Annotated in this window: 10 protein-coding genes; 2 read left to right on the forward strand and 8 right to left on the reverse strand. The window is 71.3% G+C overall.

Annotated features, from left to right (window positions below; genetic code table 11):
* Positions 1-23 precede the first annotated feature (23 nt).
* From ACFWRV_RS01090 to eccD, 7 genes are all read right to left on the reverse strand, one after another.
* The gene (locus tag ACFWRV_RS01090) at positions 24-458 is read right to left on the reverse strand and encodes a YbaB/EbfC family nucleoid-associated protein (protein WP_384326565.1); all 435 of its coding nucleotides are present in this window, start codon (positions 456-458) and stop codon (positions 24-26) included.
* 146 nt (positions 459-604) lie between these two features.
* Entirely contained in the window at positions 605-4,192 is a 3,588-nt protein-coding gene (locus tag ACFWRV_RS01095) for an AAWKG family protein (protein ID WP_384326567.1), read from the reverse strand.
* Between the two features lie 113 nt (positions 4,193-4,305).
* Positions 4,306-4,809, reverse strand: a complete 504-nt coding sequence (locus ACFWRV_RS01100; protein WP_384326569.1) for a type VII secretion system-associated protein — start codon at positions 4,807-4,809, stop codon at positions 4,306-4,308.
* 179 nt (positions 4,810-4,988) lie between these two features.
* Positions 4,989-5,318 (reverse strand): WXG100 family type VII secretion target, encoded by a 330-nt coding sequence (locus ACFWRV_RS01105; RefSeq protein ID WP_384326570.1) that lies wholly within the window; start codon positions 5,316-5,318, stop codon positions 4,989-4,991.
* An 88-nt stretch (positions 5,319-5,406) separates the two neighbouring features.
* Complete coding sequence (locus ACFWRV_RS01110) at positions 5,407-5,763, reverse strand: hypothetical protein (protein ID WP_215108014.1); 357 nt, start codon at positions 5,761-5,763, stop codon at positions 5,407-5,409.
* Between the two features lie 414 nt (positions 5,764-6,177).
* Positions 6,178-7,626, reverse strand: a complete 1,449-nt coding sequence (gene eccB, locus ACFWRV_RS01115; RefSeq protein WP_384326572.1) for a type VII secretion protein EccB — start codon at positions 7,624-7,626, stop codon at positions 6,178-6,180.
* 21 nt (positions 7,627-7,647) lie between these two features.
* Positions 7,648-9,048 (reverse strand): type VII secretion integral membrane protein EccD, encoded by a 1,401-nt coding sequence (gene eccD / locus ACFWRV_RS01120; RefSeq protein WP_384326574.1) that lies wholly within the window; start codon positions 9,046-9,048, stop codon positions 7,648-7,650.
* 647 nt (positions 9,049-9,695) lie between these two features.
* Here eccD and eccCa point away from each other — a divergent pair.
* Positions 9,696-13,661, forward strand: coding sequence for a type VII secretion protein EccCa (gene eccCa, locus ACFWRV_RS01125; RefSeq protein ID WP_384326703.1), 3,966 nt, complete (start codon positions 9,696-9,698; stop codon positions 13,659-13,661).
* Between the two features lie 132 nt (positions 13,662-13,793).
* Here the strand turns inward: eccCa and ACFWRV_RS01130 are convergent, their stop codons facing one another.
* Entirely contained in the window at positions 13,794-14,978 is a 1,185-nt protein-coding gene (locus ACFWRV_RS01130) for a S8 family serine peptidase (protein ID WP_384326575.1), read from the reverse strand.
* 258 nt (positions 14,979-15,236) lie between these two features.
* Here ACFWRV_RS01130 and ACFWRV_RS01135 point away from each other — a divergent pair, with 258 nt between their 5' ends.
* Positions 15,237-18,545 (forward strand): right-handed parallel beta-helix repeat-containing protein, encoded by a 3,309-nt coding sequence (locus ACFWRV_RS01135; RefSeq protein ID WP_384326577.1) that lies wholly within the window; start codon positions 15,237-15,239, stop codon positions 18,543-18,545.
* Positions 18,546-18,607: the final 62 nt, after the last annotated feature.

The following is an 18,607-nucleotide window of genomic DNA, read 5'->3' on the forward strand; positions in this document are numbered from 1 at the left end:
CCTCTCGTCCGGTGGTCCCTACGTCAGTCCTCGTGGATCTCGTCGTGCAGGCGGGCCGACGAACGCCTCCCGCCGCCGTGCGAGTCCTCCAGGGCCGAGCCGAAGGCCCGGTCCCAGTCGATGTCGATGCCTCTGATACCCGTGGCCCGGCCGGTGGTCCGGGTCAACGGCTCGAAGACGTCCATCACCTTGCGGGCCATCTCCGAGCGGCCCTCCTGCACCGCCTCCATGATCGAGGCGGCGAGCTGAGGGCCCGTCATGGACCGGTGCCGGTTGTCCGGGAACTTCAGCCCCGTCAGCTCGCCCTGCGGGCCGACCGTCACCTCCACCGAGCGGTCCCGTGACCGGGCCGTCGCCGTGGACTGGCCGAGTTCACCCTCGGCACGCGCCACGGCTTCCTGCACAGCCGTGAGTTCGGCCATGGCCTCGGCCAGCTTCTTCTCCATCGAGTCGCTCAACAGTCGCCCTTCCACCTGCGCGTACACCATTCTGTCGTACGCGTGTGCGTGTCATGAACTCCCCCTGCGCCGGGGCGGCTTCCGAGGCGGCCGAAACCGTCTCCCACCGCCCCGCACGGGTCCCGGCCGTGCCGGCGGGACGCTCCCTAGCGTCCGATCACCGCCGGTGCGCCGCCTTCGTCGGTGCCCCAGACGTCTTCGTCCTCCGGCACCCAGGAGTCGCGGGTGCGCTCGCCGCTCTGGGTCGCGGTCTGGCCGGGCGCGCCGCCCCCGCCCGGGGCGCCGCCGGCCATCGGCGGGAGGAAGGGCGAACTGCCCGCGGTGGGGCCGCCGGCGGCCACCCGCACCTCGTCGTCGGCGTACCGCCCGCCGGAGCCGGGAGCGGCGGCGCCGGGCCGGGCGCGGCGGTTCCGGGAGACCGATCCGTCGATGACGTTGCGGACGCGCTCACCGGAGTCGTTCTGGCCTCCGCCGCCTCCGCCCATACCGCCACCCATACCGCCGCCCATGCCGCCGCCCATCGGGGAGCCGCCCATCGGTGCGCCGCTGCCGCCGCCTTCGCCCCCGCCGTAGCTGCTGGGTCCGGGGAACGGCCCGCTGTTCAGGAGCGGACGGTTGTGGCTCGGGGTGCTCGGTCCGTCGGACGCCCCGGTGCCCGCCAGGGGCGACTCGTAGGGCTTGTCGTCGAACAGTTCTTCCTCGTAGGAGGCGGGGTCGTACGAGGGGGGCGTGTGGCCGGAGAGTCCGTCGCCGAAGGAACCGTGGTTGAGGGAGCCGTTGTTGAGCTGACCGGATTCGAAGCGGGACGGGCCGGACTCGTCCAGGTAGCCGGAGACGGTCGAGCCGTCGGGCCGGGTGACGGTGGTGGTGCCGGTGTCCGGGTTGATCGTCTGGGTGGAGCCGTCCGGGAACTCCGTGACCACGTTGCCGCCGGGGTCCAGGTGCGTGACGCTGCCGCCGGGGTTGGACAGGAGGTCCCCGGTGTTGAGCGGACCGGAGATGACGGAGCCGTCGGGCCGGGTGATGGTCGAGGAGTGGGTGTCCGGGTCGATCGTGACCTTGGAGCCGTCGGGGTATTCGGTGATCACGCGGCCGTCCGTGTCGATCCGCGACTCGCCGCCGCCGGGGAGTTCGAGCGGACCGTCGTTGACGGGGCCGCTGATGGTGGTGGACGACAGGTCGGGGATGTCTCCGTTGCCGAAGAGGTCCCGCTGGGAGCTGTCGAGCCTGGACTCCGCCTCGGCCTGCCTGCGCTCCTGCTCCTGCCGGACTTCGTCCTGCTTGGCCTCGGCTTCCTTCTGCCTGGCCTCCTGCTCGGACCGGACCTCGTTCTGCTTGGCTTCCTGCTCCTCGCGGAGCCGGTCCTGCTTGGCTTCCTGCTCCTCGCGGATGCGGTCCTGCTTCTGCTCGGCCTCGGCCTGCTTCTGCTCCGCCTCCTTCCGCATGGCCTCCTGCTCGGCCTTGGCCTCGGCCTCCTTCGCCTCCTGCTTGGCCTCCTGCTCCGCCTGCTTCTGCTCCGCCTTCGCCTCGGCCTCGGCCTGCTTCTGCTCCTGCTCGGCCTGCTGCTGCTCCTGGCGCTCTTCCTGCTCGGTGCGGATGCGGTCCTGCTTCTGCTCGGCCTCGGCCTGCTTCTGCTCCGCCTCCTTCTCCTTGGCCTCCTGCTCGGCCTTGGCCTCGGCCTCCTTCGCCTCCTGCTTGGCCTCCTGCTCGGCCTGCTTCTGTTCGGCCTCCTTCTCCTTGGCCTCCTGCTCGGCCTTGGCCTCGGCCTCCTTCGCCTCCTGCTCGGCCCTGGCCTGGGCCTCCTTGGCCTCCTGCTCCTTCTTCGCCTCCTCCTGCTCCTTCTTCGCCTGGTTCATCTGCATCATCTGCATGTTCTGGGCTTCGGCCTGCTTGGCCTCCTGCTCCTTGCGGATCTGCTCCTGCTTGGCCTCCTGCTCGGCCCGGAGCTGTTCCTGCTTGGCCTCCTGCTCGGCCTGCTTCTGCTCGGCCTCCTTCTCCTTGGCCTCCTGCTCGGCCTTGGCCTCGGCCTCCTTCGCCTCCGCCTTGGCCTCCTGCTCCGCCGCCTTGGCCTCGGCCTCCTTCTCCTTGGCCTCCTGCTTCGCCTCCTGCTCGGCCTCCTTGGCGGCTGCCTTGGCCTCAGCCTCCTTCTCCTTGGCCTCGGCCTCTGCCTTGGCTTCCCTCTCCTTGCGCTCGGCTTCCTCCTTGGCTTCCCTCTCCTTGCGCTCCGCCTCCTCCTTGGCTTCCCTCTCCTTACGCTCCGCCTCCTCCTTCTCCTTCTTCCGCTCCTCCGCGGCCTTGGCGGCCTGGTCCTTCTGCCACTGGATGAACTCTTCCTGCTTCCGCGCGGCTTCCTCGGCGGCGGCCTTGGCCGCGGCGGCGTCGGCCGCGGCCTTCTCCTCGTCGAGTTCGGTCTTCTCCTCCTTGTAGTCGGACTCCAGCGTGCCGCTGGTCCCCCGCGACTTCACCGTTCCCAGCTCGAACTGGTTGTTGCTCCAGCTGTCGCGCACCTTCGTCATGGCCGCGACCGCCGCAGCGTCGAGGTTGTCCTCGACGGTCTGCTTCCACATGAGAAGGGCCTTGTTGCCGATCTTCACCCAGGTGTCGAGCTCCTTGAGCTCACCGAATTCCTCGGGTTTGACGGTCAGCGCCATGTCGCCCGTGCCGGTGATCTCGTCGATCGCGGCCTCGTTGCTGAAGCCATCTTCCGAGATGTAGTTCGTGGTGGTGCCGTAGCCGCCGCCGTACGTCCCGTAGGTCTCGATCTCGTACGTGATCTTCGCGATGTTGTTGCGCCAGGTGTGATCCATGATCGCGGAGAGCAGGGTGTGCAGCACCACGAGCGGGTTGCCGTACTGCCACTGCCACTTCGCCCACACGCTGTGGAGATCCGAGACCGCTTCCCGGAAGTCCTCCTTCGCCTGTCGGATCTCGTCGCCCTGCTTGGAGCCGACGGTGCCGCCCCCGCCGGGCTTCATGTCGTCGGCGTAGTCCGAGTACTGCTCGTTGATCTTGTTGATGAGGTCCCAGAAGACACCGGCGGCCTTGCCCCGCCACGCCTTGTCCTTCTCCGTGCCGAGCCTGCTCTGCCACTCCTCCACGACCTTCTGCTGGGACGAGAAGAACGCGGCGACCCGGTCGAACGCCCCGGCCACCGTGTCGAAGTTGTCGAGGGTCACGGAGTCGGGGTCCTTCACGGGAAGGGTGTTCCAGCTGAACCCGTAGGTACCCTGCGACGCGTTGTTGAGCAGCTGCTCCAGCGCGAGCCCCGTGCCGTAGGCGTAGCGCGAGGTGAACGTGGTGTCCCAGGTCGGCTTGCCTTCCATGCCCAGGTGACCGTCCATGGAGCTGGAGAACTGACCGCCCTCCTGGTACCCCTGACTCGGTATCCGGCCGTCGCCCTTGCTGCCGAGCAGGGTGATGCGCGCCTTGTACATCGACACGTCGGAGCCCACGCCACCCTGGGAGTGGTAGAAGGGGATGACGAAGTCGGTGTTCGTGATGTCCGAACCGGCGTTCTCGTGCAGCCAGTTCATGTCCTCGGTGTCGACGTAGTCGACATAGCCCACGTCGGAGATCTCCACCTTCATCAGGGGGATGCCCTCGTTGCCGACGAGCGTGTCGAACACGGTGTTACGGTCCGGCGCCTTGTAGCCCGTGAAGAAGCCGACCGCCTCGGCCCACTGGTCGTTGGAACCGCCGAGATCTTCGGGGACCTTGCTGGAGTCGAGGGCCATGCCGGGATGCCTTTTCGTCAGGGGAGACAGGAGGACGGGCGGGGGTACGGTCCGCCGGACCGCGGGCGTGCGGAGGAGCGCCGGCCGGGGCTACCGGCCGGCCGCGACGAAGGTCATTCGTCCTCGTCCTCGTCGTTGTTCGAGCCGCCGGCGGATTCGGAGAGCACCTCGTCCACGCCTTCGAAGAAGTCGATCATGTCCTTGCCGTCGATCTTGTCCAGGTTGCCGTCCTGGGTCTTGAAGAGCTCCTCGATGGTGGCCTCCAGGTCCTCCTCGATCTGCTCGAAGAGTTCGACCTGGAGCTTGAGGATGTCGTCGAGCTGATCGATCAGCCCGTTCAGGCTCTTGACCAGGTAGCCGCCGTTGGTGCGGCCCGCTTCGTCCCTCGCCATGCTCCCGATCGCGAGCGGCTTCGCCTGCCCGTCGTGGAATCCGGCCGCGGTCGCGGACCCGTCCTCACCGCCCTGCAGCATGGGGATCCCGGGCACGGTCTTCCCGTCGGTCGTCGTGCCGTCCTCCCGCATCTTCTTGACCTCGGCGAGGAACGGGACGAGGTCGTTGTCGAGGAAGCTCTGCAACCACGCCTTGTTGAGATTGAGTGCGGGTGCTTCCGCCATGTCGCACTTCTCCAGTCTTCCGGGATGTCCAGGGGCTCACGGGGCCGGTGCGCCGTCCGCCCGCGGCCCGCTGGGGCCGCTGCGGAGGGCGCACCGCCCCGACTGCGGCGGGCGGCCGGGCGCGCGAGGGACACACGCGAACGGCCGCCCGGGAGGGACCCGGGGCGTGCCGCCCCGGGTCAGCTGCCGATGCGCACGCTCTCCCAGAGCGACTTCAGGGAGTTCTCGCTGTACTTGTAGCTGCCCGAGACGTCGGTCAGCAGCGCCGAGTGCTCGGTGAGAATGCGCTTCATCTCCTCGACCGCGTTGTTCCAGGAGGCCTGCTTCTCGGCGTACACAGCCTTGTCCTCACCCTCCCAGCTGCGCTGGAGCTCCTGGAGTTCGGCTTCCAGGTTGGTGAGGATGCTGTCGATCGCCTTGGTCTGCTGGACCATGTCGTCGGCGGCGTTCTCCATGTGGGAGTAGTCGACGTAGATCTGGCCGTCGGTGAAGTCAAGCGGGGGGGTCATGGTCTTCCTCGTCTCGCGGCAGGTGCGTCAGGGACAGTGGCGTGCGGGGCCCGTTCACCCATCAGGGCTCCGGGTGCTCAAGGAGCGGTCAGCGGCCCGCGGTGGATCCGGCGAGCGCGTTGAAGATCTCCTCGGAGCGGTTGAACGCCTGCTGGATCGAGTCGTTCGAGTTGTTCTGCTGGATGCCCTGCGCGCGCATGGTCTCCTCCAGCGTCGTGATCATGTCGCGGAGGTTGCTGGAGATGATCTCCGCCTGCTGGTCCCAGCGGTCCAGCAGCTTCTGGAACGCGCCACCGTCGCTGCCGGCGTAGCCGGAGGCGAGGTTGTGCTTCATGTTCTCGACGTCCTGGCGGCTGCTCTGCACGCCGGTGAAAGCCATCTCCAGTGCGGTGACACCGTTCTGGGTGGATGACGCCAGTGACTGCTGTGCGCCCGTACCTGCCATGTTGCTGCGCCTCCTGATGTGTCGCGCCGCCGGGTTCCGGTTCCCGCGTGGCGCGGTGCCTGGCCGGACGCGGCCGGAAGACCGGCGCCCGAATGGTCTGGACGAACGGAGCCTAAGGAAAGGGGTGTTGAGGATTCAATGCCTTGCGTCATCTTCTCGACCCCGGCCCCGCTTTTGGGGTGATTCGCGAAGGAGATTTGATCTGGATCTGAGGTGAGCCCCTTGCGGAATCACCTTCCGAATGGATCTGTTTCCCCGCGCCCGAACGGGCAATGCCCGCCGTCGGAAACGGTATTGGCGGATCCCTTCGGGGAGGAGGACGGTGGATCACCTCCTCCGGTTGTCACGACACGAGCGTTTATCAGCCGGGTCACAAGAATTTCACCTCCTCCGGTACAACCATCCGCCGTGCCCTCACGTCCGGTTGCAGCGTGGGGTCGTGTTCGTGTTCCGGCCCAGGGCGGCAGCGTCCTTGGTGAGGTCCGGCCCCGTCGGCAGCATGGCCAGCAGCGGTGCCGGGAGCCCTCGCGCCTGGCCCTCGCTGTAGCCGAGGGCGGCGAGGCCGTCGGCGGTGCCGACCCGGTACTTCATCCCGGTGTCGGTCACCAGGTAGACGGTGGTGCCGACCGTGCTCCCGCTCGCCCCGAGCGCCCGCACCAGGGATCCGCCGCCCGGCCGCACGCTGATCGAGCCGACCGGCATGCAGGCCGGGGTGAGGCCCTCGGGCGGCGCCTGGGCGGCGGGACCCAGGGTGCCCGTCCCGGTCAGCGCCACGCTGATGCGCGGTCCGCGCTCACTCGGCTGGACCCGGATGCATACCGTGCGGTCCTCGCCGAGGGCCACCGCCTCCGGCGGCTCCGGGGGCAGGTTCGCCTCCTCCGCACCGGTCCCCGCGCCGGGGGCCAGCCGGCCGCTCAACGCGTCCGCGCCCAGCGTCACGACCTTCGCCGCGCCTCCCCCGTACACCTTCTCGCGGGTCTCCGGGTCGCCGAGCACCAGCGCGGCCCCGGTCGCGGTGAGCGGGGTCAGGCCCTCCTGGCGCAGCAGGTAGTAGCGGTCGGCGGAGCCCGGGACGGTGACCCGGAAGACCTGGCCGATCCGGGACTCCCCGCCGCCGAGCGCGGGGCGCTTCTCGCCCTTGCCCGGTACGTTCGGCGGGCGCAGGTCGGGTCCCGAGGGCAGGGCGTTCAGGAAGGCGGCGGAGACGGGCAGCCGGGAGGTGGAGGCGTAGCCGAGGGCCTCGCGGGCGCGGGTGTCCTCGTCGATCAGCAGCTTGCTGCCGCGCCAGACCAGGTAGTCGGCCTTGTCCGGCCCGGTGACGAGCATGGCCTGGTCGGTGGGCAGCCCGGTGGCGTCCGCCGGCAGGCCCACCGCGACGGCGGTGCCGGTCCTTCCGGTTCCGCTGCCCGAACAGACCTGCCAGGGGCCTGTGTCCAGGTCCGCGCTCCCGGGCAGGGCGTCCGGGGCGCCGCTGATGCCGATGGGCGCCCCGTGCGGCGTACCGCTCAGGGACTTCGAGCCGACCGCGACCGCCTTCATGTCGGCGCCCGCGAGCAGCCGCGCCGACGCGTAGTTGCGCACCGGACGCAGCCGCCCGTCCAGGTAGAGGTAGCGGGACCCGGTGTCCTTGTTGACGACGAGGGTTCCGGCGGCCCGCCAGGAGTCCTTGGTACCGGGCTTGAGGAGGCCGAGGACGAAGGAGCCGGCCGACAGCAGGACGGCGATCACGATGCCGATCACCACCCCCCGGTTGGTGCGCCCCTGCGGGCTCTCCGGGGCGTCGGGGTCGGCGCGAAGCATGCCGGAGGTCAGCCGGCCCATGACGAACATGTGGGCCTGGACCTGGTCGCGTTTCGACTGCACGGCAGCGGTTCTCCCTTCAGGTCAGGCGTTGATGGCCCGCAGGGCGCCGTACACGCCGAGCACCCACAGGGCGAGCGGGAGCACGGCGATCGCGAGGGCCGAGTGGAGCACTTCGCCCGCGCGGCCCCAGTACGGGACGAGCCGGCGGCCGGGCACGGTCCAGGCGGCGATGGCGACCGCGGCGGCAGCCGCGAGCAGCCCCGCGGCCGTGACCAGACGGCTGCCCGGGGACGCGGCGGGGGCGGCGACCAGCACCAGCATGAGCAGCCCGAAAACGCCCGGGACCACCAGGGACATGCGCTGCCAGATGTTGCCGAGGCCTCGGGCGTGCAGGACGAGCAGCAGGCACAGCGCCACCGTCATGATGATCTCGGCCAGCTCACGCTCCCGGGCCAGGATGGCCACGCACGCGGCGCCGACCAGGCCCACCGCTCCGTAGAGCGACGTCATCCAGCCGTCGGCGAGGATGGCGCGGGCCGAGACCGCGGAGGCGGCGTGCGGCTCGATGCCCTCCTGCAACTGCTGGGCGTTGGTCGGCAGCGGAGGCATCCGCATCCCGGACATCCGGAAGGCGAGCGAGGGGACGAAGGCCCCCAGGATCACCGCGAGGACGGCGAGGATCCCGGCGGCGTGCACCGGCGCCAGGTCCGTGGTGAGGAGCAGGACGGCGGCGATGGCGGCGAACAGCGAGACGACGGCGACGCTCAGGAAGAGGGCGGCGAACGCGGCCACGACGGCAAGCGCGAGGACCGCCCCGCCGGCCATCGCCGCACTGGCCGCGAGCAGCCGGGCCCCCAGGGTCTCGTAGGCGTGCGGCCCAGCGAGTTCCCCGCCGGGCAGCAGCCAGCCGGCCAGCGCCAGGTAGGGCCCGACCATGAAGCCGAGCGCGGCTCCGGCGCCCGCGTCCCCGACCGCCCTGCTCGCCGCGCCCGCACCCGCGAGCAGGAGGAGGCCGGCCGCGGTGGCGAAGACGGACCGGGACAGCGAGGAGCCGCCGGGCCAGGCGATCACCAGAACGCCGCCGGCGAGGACCGCGACAACGATGCCGAGGAGCACCCAGCGGCTCACCTTGGGGGTCCAGCCGAAGGGGTGGTCGCGCATCGTGGTGGCGATGCCGTCGACCAGGTCGTCGAGGTGCACCTCGGGCAGAGCCTCGGCGCGCGGCCGGAGGTAGAGGGTGTCGCCGTCCCGCAGCCCGTAGGAATCGAGGGTGAGTTCCTCGTCCAGGGGCTCGCCGCCGAGCCGCTGGAGGACCCAGCCGCCGTGGTCGATACCGGCTTCTTCGAGGTTGTCGCCCGCGTAGCCGAGCACGGCGGGCAGCAGGTCCGCCACGGGGACGTCGGCGGGCACGGCGAGATCGATGCTCTTGGCAGGAGCTCGTACCGTCAGACGGCACAGCTCGGCCACCTGAGTGTCAGTCATCGGGATGGCTCACGCTTCTCCGGTTACGGCTGAGAACGGGCGGGGGAACAGGGGCCGGCGGACCGGTGAACACCCTGCTTCGGTGGGCGGTTCCAAACCGTGTGACGGCGACGGTTGTTGACGACCGATACGGCGATCGTAATATCAGCGGCCTAGTCTGGGCCACGTGGCCCGCGCCACGGAATACGAAACGGCCTTCCGCGTCCGGCGAATTGCGGCACGGTCGGCCGTACGGGCACGAAGGGCGGTTCGGCATGCGCGGTTTCGGCCGGGAAATAGCTCCGCGTGTGCCCGTCCGGCCAAAAAAGCCGTTCCGCGTCTGCCCGTCCGGGCAGGGAAAAGGCTCCGCAGGCGCCCGTTCGGCCGGGAAGTGCTTCCGTTTGCGCTCTTCCGGCGGGGCCGACGACCGCGCGGGGCCTGCCCCGAAGCCGTGATGTAGCAGAACTGTGACACCGCGGTTCGGCCCCCTCCCGCCCACCGCGGGAGCCCCCGGGCGGGCTTTCGGCTTCGGCCGGGGCGCGGCGTAGGGTGCGTGCACGGCGAAGGCCTGTCCGCGTCCCGGCCCCCGGTCGACGGCGGGCGGCGTGCCCTGCGACGCCGTTCCGCCCGCTCTCCCCCATGTCCCCGAAGGAGACGGTTCCTTGAGTGTGATCCTGTTCCGCCGCCCGGCCCGACGCCGTGGCCCGGAGATGCCCGACGGGGAGCTGAATCTCCAGGAGCCGCCGGTCCTCCCCGAGACGGTGCCCGACACCTCCGCCGTGTGGACGTACCTGCCGATGGCGCTGATGTCGGTCTCGATGATGTTCATGTTCATGCGGCCCGGTATGACGCGGGGCTCCGGCGGCTTCATCTACATCGCCCTGGGGCTGATGGTGCTCGGTGCCGCCGCCATGTTCATCGGCCAGTTCATGCGCCGGGCGGCGGAGCGCAAGCAGAAGCTCAAGGGCGAGCGCCGGGACTATCTGCGCTATCTCACCCAGATCCGGCGCAAGGTGCGCGGCGCGGTCGTGGACCAGCAACTGGCCCTGGCATGGCGGCACCCGGAGCCCGCAGCCCTGTGGTCGATGACCGGCACCACCCGGCTGTGGGAGCGGCGCCCCCGGGACGAGGACTTCGGCGAGATCCGGATGGCCGTCGGCGAACAGAAGCTGGGCCTGAAGCTGGCGTCGAGCTCGACCAACCCCGTGGAGGACCTGGAGCCGCTCAGCGCCCACGCGTTGCGCAGCTTCATCCGCGCCTACTCGACGGTTCCGGACCAGCCCATCGCGATCTACCTGCGCGCCTGGGCCCGCGTGCTGTTCCAGGGCGACGAGGAGCGGATACGTTCCCTGGCGCGGGCACTGCTCGGCCAGTTGGCCACCTTCCACTCGCCGGACGACGTGTGGATCGCGTTCTGCGTCTCCGACGAGCGGCGAGCGGACTGGGAGTGGACGAAGTGGCTCCCCCACAGCCTGCACCCGCACGACACCGACGGCGCGGGTCCGACCCGGATGACCGTCTCCGCCTGGGGCGAGCTGGAGAATCTGCTCGGCGCCGAGTTCATGGAGCGGCCGCAGTTCGACCCGGACGCGGTGCCCGGGCGCGAGGAGCCGTTCACCGTGATCGTCGTGGACGGCGGGGTCATTCCGGCGGGCCACCGGCTCGACGGTCCCGGCTTCCGCAACACGGTCGTCCTGGACCTCAGCGGCGCGCTCTCCTGGCGCCCCGGCCGCATCACTCTGCGCTTCACGGTCGACGATGACGAACTCGGTCTGGTGCGCACCGACCGCGAGCGCAAGGAGCAGATCACCCGGCTCGGCCGGCCCGACACCTTCGGGCTCACGGGCGCGGTGTCGCTCGCGCGGCGGCTCGCCCCGTACCGCATGGGCCTGGGCTCGGCGTCGGACTCCTCCGAGCCGCTCTCCGCCAACGTGGAACTGACCACGCTGCTGGGCATACCCGACCTGCACCGCCACGACCCGAACACCCTGTGGCAGCAGCACACCGGCCCCAACCGGCTCAAGGTGCCGATCGCGGTCGGCGCGGACGGCGAGCCGGTCGAGCTGGACATCAAGGAGTCCGCCCAGGGCGGCACCGGGCCGCACGGCATGCTGATCGGCGCCACCGGCTCCGGCAAGAGCGAGCTGCTGCGCACCCTGGTCCTCTCGCTCGCCCTGACGAACTCCTCGGAGACGCTCAACTTCGTCCTGGTCGACTTCAAGGGCGGTGCCACCTTCCTGGGTCTCGAGGACCTCCCGCACACCTCCGCCGTCATCACCAACCTGGCGGGCGAGGCGGCGCTGGTCGGCCGTATGCAGGACGCCCTGCACGGCGAGCTGATGCGCCGGCAGGAGCTGCTGCGGTCGGCGGGCAACTACACCTCCGCGCTGGACTACGAGAAGGCCCGCGCGTCCGGCGTCCCGCTGGAGCCGCTGCCCAGCCTGTTCGTCGTCGTCGACGAGTTCAGCGAACTGCTGGCGGCGCACCGCGAGTTCATGGAGCTGTTCGTGATGATCGGCCGTCTGGGCCGGTCCCTCGGCGTGCACCTGCTGCTCGCCTCGCAGCGCCTGGACGAGGGCCGCATGCACCAGCTGGAGAGCCACCTCTCCTACCGGGTCGGTCTGCGGACGTTCTCCGCGATGGAGAGCCGCGGCGTGCTCGGCGTGCCCGACGCCTACCAGTTGCCGTCGGCCCCCGGGAGCGGCTTCCTCAAGTCGGGCGTGGAGGCGCTGACCCGGTTCCGCGCCGCCTACGTCTCCGGCCCCTACCAGCAGCGCCGGGGCAGCGCGAACCAGGCGCGGGTGGCCAGTCAGACCGTGCCGTGGACCAGCAGTTACGTCGTACCGCGCCAGCTCCCCGACACCCCGGAGCCCGAGCCCGAGCAGCAGGAGGAGACCGGCGAAACTCTGCTCTCCGTCGCCGTGGACCGGCTGCTGACCGCGGGGCCGCCGGCCCACCAGGTGTGGCTGCCGCCGCTGGACCTCCCCGCCACGCTCGACCAGGTGCTGCCGCCGCTCACCCCGCACCCCGAGTACGGACTGACGACCGACGCGTCGCATCGCGGGCGGCTCACCATCCCGCTCGGCATCATCGACCGCCCCTTCGACCAGCTGCGCGACCTGCTGACCGTCGATCTCTCGGGCGCGGGCGGGCACATCGCCATCGCGGGCGGCCCGCAGAGCGGCAAGAGCACGATGGTCCGGACGATCATCACCGCGCTGGCGCTCACCCACACCCCGCGCGAGGTCCAGTTCTACTGCCTCGACTTCGGCGGCGGCGCGCTCGCCGGGCTGTCCGGGCTGCCGCACGTCAGCGGGGTCGCGGCACGGCTGGACGCCGAGCGGGTGGGCCGTACGATCTCCGAGGTCACGACCCTGCTGGCGGAGCGCGAGCGGTTCTTCCTGGACAACGGCATCGACTCGATGGCGACGTTCCGCCGCCGGCTGGCCGCCGGGGAGTTCCCGGAGCACCACCACGGCGACGTGTTCCTGGTGATCGACGGCTGGTCGACGGTGCGCCAGGACTTCGACCGGTACATCCAGACGTTCGGCGCGATCGCCGCGCGCGGTCTGAACTACGGCATCCACCTGATCGTCACCACCGCGCGCTGGGTGGAGGTGACGTCCGCGATCCGGGACCAGGCCGCGACCCACCTGGAGCTGCGGATGGGTGACCCGATGGACTCCGAGATCGACAACCGACGTGCCGCGACCGTGCCCCGGCTCCCGGGGCGCGGCCTGACCCGGGACGCCAAGCTGCACTACCTCACGGCGCTGCCGCGCATCGACGGCGTCGAGTCCGCCGACGACCTCTCCGACGGGGTGGCCGGTCTGGTGGCGGCGGTCCGCGAGAGCTGGCAGGGCCCGCCCGCGCCGCAGGTACGGATGCTGCCGACCCGGCTCAAGCTGTCGGAACTCCCGGCTCCCAAGGGCGATTTCAAGATGCCCATCGGCCTGGAGGAGGAGCGCCTGTCGACGGTCTGGCACGACTTCTCCGAGACCCCCCACATGATCGTGGTCGGGGACACGGAGAGCGGCAAGACCAACATGCTGCGGATGACGGCCAAGGCCATCATGGACCGGTACACCCCGGCCGAGGCGCGGATCATGGTCGTGGACTACCGCCGCGCCCTGGTGGAGGCCATCCCGGACGCGTACCGGCTCGGCCACGCGGTGGCGATGGACGCCCTCAAGGAGCTGATCGGCGGCGCGGCGCGGGCGGTGGCGGCGCGCGTACCGGGTCCGGAGATCACCCCGGCCCGGATGCGCACCTGCGACTGGTGGGACGGGCCGCGGCTGTTCATCCTCGTGGACGACTACGACATGCTCGGCACCAGTGCGATGAACGCGCCGTTCGACCCGCTGCTGAACCACCTCGCGCTCGGCTACGAGGTCGGCCTGCACCTGGTCGTCGCCCGCTCCGCCGCCGGTGCGGGCCGGGGCCTGGGCGAGCCCATGCTGCGGCGGATGCAGGAGGTCAACACCCCGACGCTGCTGCTGTCGTGCCCGCCGTCGGAGGGCTTCATCCTGGGCAACGTCAAGGGCCGCAACCTGCCGCCGGGCCGAGGCACGCGGGTGACGCGCCGCAAGCAGATCCAGGTGCAGACGGCGGTGCTGGAGGACGAGCAGTCCTGAGCCGCGGGCCGCACGAGTCTCCCCGGTCCGAGGGCAGGACGGGGAGACCAGGGCCCCGGCCTCAGCGGCGCCCTGGGGGGGTGCCGGAACCGCTCCGCCCACGCGGCACGGTCAGCCACCCCCCGGGCGCCCTCAGCTCCCCGCAGGACGCCAGTTGCGGGCCCGCCCGCGCGGGATCACCACCGCGCCCGCGGCGACCAGCAGCACCACGCCGCCGCCCACGCCCGCCGCGATCAGCGCGCGGGTACGGGGCTCCGCCGCGGGCGGCGGCGGGACCTCGGCCCGCTCGGTCCGGGGCACCGCCCCCTTCTCGTCCGTCAGGACGGCGGTCAGGGCGGCGTACGGGTCCAGGCGCGGCGGGCTCGCCGGGTAGGCCGCCTCGGTGAGGCGGCGTGCCGTGTCGGCCGCCGACAGCTTCGGGTGGCGCGCTCGTACCTGCGCCGCCGCCCCCGCGACGTGCGCGGCGGCGAACGAGGCCCCGTAGCCGATGAAGTGGCCCGCGCCCTCGGGGCCGATGCTCACCACCGCGTCCCCGGGCGCGGCCAGGTCCGCCCCGCCCACCACGGGCGCGTTGGCGGGGCGCTGTCCGTCCGGGCCGTAGTCCGTCACACCGATCGCCCCCGGGGCGGCGGCGGGCCAGTACCAGGCGGCGGGCTTCGCGTCCCTCGGCAGCGCGTCCGGGGCGAGGGGGGCCACGACCAGCGCGTCCTTGTCGCTCGCGTAGGCGACGGCGTTGGTCAGCTCCGCCTTGCCGCCGGCCAGGGCGGCGGCGACGTAGATGACGGAGGCGCCCTCGTCGGCCGCCTCGCGGATGCCGGCGGCGACCTGGGCGACCGTGGACCCGCCGCGCTCGTCCGCGCCCCGTACGGCCAGGATGCGGGCCTCGGGGGCCAGTCCGGCCGGCCCTCCGGAGGCGCCCGGGGTCGCCGCTATCAGACCGGCCGCGAAGGTGCCGTGCCCGACGCAGTCCTTGCCCGCGTCCCCGATCGCGGTCACCCGGCCGGAGAGCGCCGGGGCCGACTCCCCGACCCCGGTGTCCACGACGGCGACGGTCTGCCCGGCGCCCTGGGAGAGCGGCCGGGCGCGGGCCGCCCCGAGCGCGCCCATGGTCCAGGGCTCGGACCGGGCCTTCACCTCAGAGGCCTCGACGCAGGTGTCGTCCTCCGCCAGTACGGAACGTACGACGGGGAGTCCCACGGAGTCGGCCGCGGCGGGCGTGGTGCCCGCGGCGGCCAGCCCGGTCGGGAGCACGATGAGCGACAGAGCGGCGGCGACGGCCGTGGCCCGTGGGCGGCGGCGAAATCGGGCAGGGGGCATGGCGCGCATGATAGGCCGAACGGATGACGGCACGTCGCACGGGATGCGGCAGGCGCTTCTCGGTTCCGGCCTGAACTGTCCTGTCCCACCTGGAACATCGCGGTGCCGGTCCCGTAGCCTTCCTCGCGTGCGCACAGCTGCACGGACCCGACGCGATCCGGTTTCCTTCCGGTCCGGCGGGAGAAGCAGTCACCTCCTTTTCCTTCCGGTCCCCGGCGGGAGAGGCGGGCAGCGGCACCACTAGGAGGAGGATCGGGCGTGTCACGGCAATTGCTCAGGGTCGGGTCGGACCAACCGGACAGCTTCCGGACGATCGGTGAAGCCCTGGACAAGGCACGCACGGGTGCGGTGATCCGGGTGAGCCCCGGCCGCTACCCGGAGAACCTGACGGTGCGGACGCGGGTCACCATCGTCGCGGACGGGGAGCCGGGCAGCGCCGAGATCTGCCCGCGCCGGGGCACCGCCGTCATCCTGGTCGCCGACGCCGTCATGCTCACCGACCTCACCCTGCGCGGCGGGAGCGAGGACCTGCCGGTGGTCGACGCCCCGCGCGGCCAGGTAGCGATGGACGGTTGCACGATCGTCGGCTCCGGCTGGACGGCCGTGCTGGCCCGGGAGTCGGGCTCGGTCGCCATGCGCGACTGCCGGGTCAGCAACCCCAAGGGCGCCGGGATCGTGGACTCCGCCCCCACGGGCAGCGTCATAGCCGGCTGCCGCATATCGAACCTCGGAACCTCCGGCGTCGTCATCGGCGCGGAGGCCCGGACGACGGTACGGGACTGCCGCATCCTCGACGCGCGGGCCAACGGCGTGCTGACCTCGGACGAGGCACAGGGCCTGGTGGAGGACTGCGACATCTCCGGCACGGACAAGCCGTCCATCGCCCTGGAGGGCCGCAGCGGCACCCGGGTCCTGCGCACCACCGTGCACGACACCTCCGTCGGCGTCTACATCACCAGCTCCGCCCGCCCGTCGCTGGAGAGCGTCTCCGTCAGCGACACCTCCGGCCCCGGCATCATGCTGGCCGTGAGCGCCGACCCGGAGTTCCTCGACTGCCGGACCTCCCGCACCAAGGGCAGCGGCCTGGTGGTCAGCGAGCGCTCCCGGGGCACCTTCCAGCACTGCGAGTTCGACACCGCCGCCGCCCCGGCCGTCCGGGTGATCGACTCCAGCTCGCCCACCCTGATCGGCTGCGCGGTGCGCGACTGCGCGGACGCGAACGGTGCCGTCCTGCTGGAGGAGGACTCGACCGCCGAGTTCGACGAACTGCTCGTCAGCGACGCGGCCGGGGTCGCCGTCCGTATCCGCACCGGGGCCGACCCGCTGCTGCGCCGCGTTCGGATCACCTCGCCGGGTGGCAACGGTGTCGAGGTGGCAGAGGACGGGCGCGGCCGGCTGGAGCACTGCGAGATCGACCGCGCGGGCGGATCGGCGGTGCGCATCGCCTCGGGCGGCAACCCCGACATCCGCGACACGGTCATGAGAGCGGCCGAGGACACCACGATCTCCGTCGGCACGGAGGGGCGGGGCACCGTCCGGGACTGCGCCGTCGAGTTCGCGGCGGCGGGCGGCATCACGGTGGACAACGGCGGTGAACTCTCCGTCCTGCGGGTCCACATCACCGACTCCGGCGCCCACGGCATCCTCCTCGCCAACGGCTCCCGCGCCACGCTCACCTCCTCGCAGGTCATCGGCAGCGTCGGCGACGGCATCCGGATCGACAGCGGGGAACCCATCACCGTCGCCGACTGCACCGTCCGCGACAACCGCGGTGCGGGCCTGCGGCAGACCCGGGTCAACGAACGCCTCACGATCGAGGGCCTCAACAGCGCCGGAAACGCGGTCCCGGACGCCTGGGGCGACACCCTTCCTCCGGACGTCGCGGGCGGCGGCCCCGACGCCGCGAAGAAGGGGCCCGAGGGTCCGCTGGAGGAGCTGGAGTCCCTCGTCGGCCTCGCCGAGGTCAAGAGCCAGGTGCGCAACCTGGTCAACCTGAACCAGCTCAACCAGCGCCGTGCCCAGCTCGGCATGCCCGTCGCCCAGGTCAGCCGCCACCTGGTCTTCTCCGGCCCGCCCGGCACCGGCAAGACGACGGTCGCCAGGCTGTACGGCGGCATCCTGGCCGATCTCGGCGTCCTCAGGTCGGGGCACCTCGTGGAGGTCTCCCGCGCCGACCTGGTCGCGCAGGTGATCGGCGGCACGGCCATCAAGACCACCGAGGCGTTCAACGAGGCCTTGGGCGGGGTGCTGTTCATCGACGAGGCGTACACCCTGCTCTCCGACAGCAAGGGCTCCGGCGCCGACTTCGGCCGCGAGGCGGTCGACACGCTGCTGAAGCTGATGGAGGACCACCGCGACGACGTCGCCGTGATCGCCGCCGGCTACACCGGCGAGATGGAGAGCTTCCTCTCCTCCAACCCGGGTCTGGCTTCCCGGTTCACCCGGACCATCGACTTCGCCAACTACTCGGTGGACGAGCTGGTGACCATCACCGAGAACATGTGCCTGGGCCACCGCTACGAGCTGGCCGCAGAGACCCGGGAGGCCCTCGCCCGGCACTACGAACGCATGCCGCGCGACGCCACGTTCGGCAACGGCCGCGCGGCACGCCGGGTGTTCGAGGAGATGGTGGACCGCCAGGCGTCCCGGTTCGCCTCGATGAAGAATCCCGCCGAGAGCGACCTGGCCCTCCTCCTGCCCGAGGACGTCGCACCCGACACGGGCACACCGGCGGACGACGGCCCGGGCTCCGAGGAACTCCTCGCCCAGCTGCACTCCATGATCGGCCTCACGGCGGTGAAGAACGAGGTGACCGCGCTGGTCAACCTCCTCACCGCGACGAAGCAGCGCAAGGCCGCCGGACTCCCCACCCCGAAGATCAGCAACCACCTCATCTTCTCCGGGCCGCCCGGTACGGGTAAGACCACCATCGCGCGGCTGTACGCGGACCTGCTGCGCTCCCTCGGAGTGCTGCCCAAGGGGCAGTTGGTCGAGGTGGCGCGCGCCGACCTGGTCGGCCGGTACGTGGGCCACACCGCGCAGTTGACCAAGGACGCCTTCGAACGCGCCCTGGGTGGCGTGCTGTTCGTCGACGAGGCGTACACGCTCACGCCGGAGGGCGCGACCTCCGACTTCGGCCGGGAGGCGGTCGACACGCTGCTGAAGCTGATGGAGGACCACCGCGACGAGGTCGTGGTCATCGCCGCCGGGTACACCCGCGAGATGCGCCGCTTCCTCGATTCCAACCCGGGTCTGGCCTCGCGCTTCTCGCGCACGGTGGAGTTCGAGAGCTACTCCACGGACGACCTGCTGGAGATCCTCACCCAGCAGGCCACCGGCTACGGGTACGACTGCTCCACGGAGACGATCGCCGCGCTGTACGCCTACGTGGATTCCCTGCCGCGCGACCACGCCTTCGGCAACGCGCGGGCGGCCCGCCAGATCCTGGAGGCGATGATGACGCGCCAGGCGGGGCGCCTCGGTGCGATGTCCGCACCGAGCCTGGACGATCTGCGCCTGCTGCTCCCGGACGATCTGCCACCGGAGGTGGCGGCGGTGCAGCACTGACCTGGCCGCCCGCTTCCGTCATCGCTCGCGCGCCGGGCGGAGCCTTCTTTCGGCCGTACGCC

Source organism: Streptomyces sp. NPDC058576 (assembly GCF_042718715.1).
Taxonomy (GTDB): Bacteria; Actinomycetota; Actinomycetes; order Streptomycetales; family Streptomycetaceae; genus Streptomyces.

Coding starts and splice junctions, on each gene's coding strand:
- ACFWRV_RS01095 (WP_384326567.1), bottom strand. CDS start 4,192: ATGGCCCTCGACTCCAGCAAGGTCCCCGAAGATCTCGGCGGTTCCAAC.
- ACFWRV_RS01100 (WP_384326569.1), bottom strand. CDS start 4,809: ATGGCGGAAGCACCCGCACTCAATCTCAACAAGGCGTGGTTGCAGAGC.
- ACFWRV_RS01105 (WP_384326570.1), bottom strand. CDS start 5,318: ATGACCCCCCCGCTTGACTTCACCGACGGCCAGATCTACGTCGACTAC.
- ACFWRV_RS01110 (WP_215108014.1), bottom strand. CDS start 5,763: ATGGCAGGTACGGGCGCACAGCAGTCACTGGCGTCATCCACCCAGAAC.
- eccD (WP_384326574.1), bottom strand. CDS start 9,048: ATGACTGACACTCAGGTGGCCGAGCTGTGCCGTCTGACGGTACGAGCT.
- ACFWRV_RS01130 (WP_384326575.1), bottom strand. CDS start 14,978: ATGCCCCCTGCCCGATTTCGCCGCCGCCCACGGGCCACGGCCGTCGCC.